General features: G+C 61.1%; 2 protein-coding genes and 1 pseudogene. 2 read left to right on the top strand and 1 reads right to left on the bottom strand.

The window, feature by feature from the left end:
• Together EOA38_RS34540 and EOA38_RS34535 are read left to right on the top strand one after the other, a co-directional pair.
• Window positions 1–645 (top strand): EamA family transporter (locus EOA38_RS34540; RefSeq protein ID WP_127301325.1); only part of this gene is annotated, 645 nt, incomplete at its 5' end.
• A gap of 27 nt (window positions 646–672) precedes the next feature.
• Window positions 673–1,521, top strand: coding sequence for a hypothetical protein (locus EOA38_RS34535; protein WP_210213010.1), 849 nt, complete (start codon window positions 673–675; stop codon window positions 1,519–1,521).
• A 46-nt stretch (window positions 1,522–1,567) separates the two neighbouring features.
• On the opposite strand, the pseudogene EOA38_RS34530 reads toward EOA38_RS34535, so the two are convergent.
• A pseudogene (locus EOA38_RS34530) lies at window positions 1,568–2,150 on the bottom strand (DNA mismatch repair protein MutL); the annotation flags it as partial.

The following is a 2,150-nucleotide window of genomic DNA, read 5'->3' as shown; positions in this document are numbered from 1 at the left end:
GGCGCGATCTTCGTCGCGCTCTACACCGCCATGCTCAATTTCGGCGAGCTGACCGTCTCGGCTGGCGCCGCCGGCTTCATCATCAATGTCAGCCCGATCTTCACGGCAATCATGGCGATGGCGCTGCTCGGCGAGCGCTTTTCCGGCATGGCCTGGATCGGTACGATTATCTCCTTCACCGGCATCGGCATCATCGCGGTGGCCGACGGGAACGGCCTGCATTTCAATGCCGGCGCGCTGCTGGTGCTGGGTTCCGCACTGTGCTCGGCCGTCAACACCATCGTCCAGAAGCCGCTCTTTGCCCGCCATCATCCGCTGACCATTGCGGCTTCCAACATGGTGCTCGGCGCGCTCTGCCTGTCGCCCTTCCTGCCGGAAGCGTTTTCGCAGGCCGCGGTCGCCGACACCGCCGGTCTCGGCGCCGTCATCTATCTCGGCGTCGTGCCCTCGATGATCGCCTACGCCGCCTGGGCGACCGCGCTGTCCCGCCTGCCTGCGGCACGGGCCTCGAACTTCCTCTATCTCGTCTCGCCAACCTCAGCCCTGATCGGCTTCTTCTGGCTGGGCGAAGTGCCGTCGCTGCTCGGCATCCTCGGCGGCGCGCTGGCTCTGGGCGGCGTCATCGTGGTGAATTTAAAGCGGTAAATCAGAGAGTTATCACCGTTTCACGACTTGATTGATGAGTTGCGATCCGCCACCGATGACCTCTGTGATGCAGGCGTAAGGCAAGCTATCCTGACCCGACTTGATGAGGGGATCGGGATGGGAAGAGGGTTCATAACCGCGGTTTTCTGTTTGCTCATGCCGACCGAAAACGCCGTCGCGGGCTTGTACCAGGTGGAGAACTACGAAGGTTCGATCGGACCGAACCCGGTCCATCTCTCGCTGCAGAGATATGCTCACTTCGGCAGCGGCATCACTGTCGAGGGAAGCTATTTCTACGACGCCAAGCAAAGCCCCATCGCGATCTACGGCACGGCCGACGGCTCAAGGCTCACGCTGTGCGAGATTGCGGACGACAAGCAATTTCAACGCGTTCTCGTGATGGGATCAAAAACGCCCGTCGATACGGCCGGATGCCCATTCTCCCTCGATGTCGGCGAAAGCGGCGCTACGGGGAACTGGAGCAAGGACACGGACAAATTTCCCGTTACGCTGAAGAAGGTCGCCAGCCTTGACGATACCGGCGAGGGCAAGATCGACGGAACCGTCGAGATTCCCTTCTGGGCCGAAACGGCCAGCGACCGGTTTGCCGGGATCTACACGACATCCGATGCCGGCATCTGCATGACGAAAATGCAGGTGATCAACAAGAAGAAAAAGAAAGTCGTTCAGGAGATCGGGTTCGACGATGAGGACTGCAACGCCGGTATGTCGACCACGCCCATTTATATGAACGTGCAAAAATGGGTGGAGGGAGGCAAGGACATCATTTCAGTAAATTTTGGAGGTGGCAAATTCGCAAGCGCGGACGACTATGTCCTCAACCCGAAGACAAAAAAATACCATCTAAAGAAATGATATTCAGGTGTAATCCGCTGCCGTTGCGCAACGAGCCAGGGAACGCTCACCGCCGCCCGAACAGCCTTTCGATATCGGCAAGCTTGAGCTCGATATAGGTCGGGCGGCCGTGGTTGCAGGTGCCGGATCCCGGCGTCGCCTCCATCTGGCGCAGCAGCGCGTTCATCTCCTCGGCCTTGAGCAGCCGGCCCGAGCGCACCGAACCGTGGCAGGCCATGGTCGCGGCGATTCTGTCCAGCCGCTCCTTCAGCGTCTCGACCGTGTCGTTGTCGGCGATCTCGTCGGCAAGGTCGCGCACCAATTGCTGCACGTTGGTTTCGCCGAGCATCGAGGGTGTCTCGCGCACGGCCACCGCACCCGGTCCGAAGCGCTCGAGGCCAAGGCCGAATTTGGCCAGCGTCTGCGAATGCAATGCCAGCCGCTCGGCGTCCTCCTCGGGCAGGTCGACGATCTCTGGCAGGAGCAGCATCTGCGAAGGCACGGCGCGCGAATGCAGCGCATTCTTCAGCGCCTCGTAGACCAGCCGCTCATGCGCGGCATGCTGGTCGACAATGATGAGCGAATCCCTCGTCTGGGCGACGATGTAGTTCTCATGCACCTGCGCGCGCGCCGCGCCCAGCGCCATGCCG

It is taken from the genome of Mesorhizobium sp. M1E.F.Ca.ET.041.01.1.1 (genome assembly GCF_003997355.1).
Lineage (GTDB): Bacteria > Pseudomonadota > Alphaproteobacteria > Rhizobiales > Rhizobiaceae > Mesorhizobium.
This window is presented reverse-complemented; position numbering and strand designations above follow the sequence as displayed.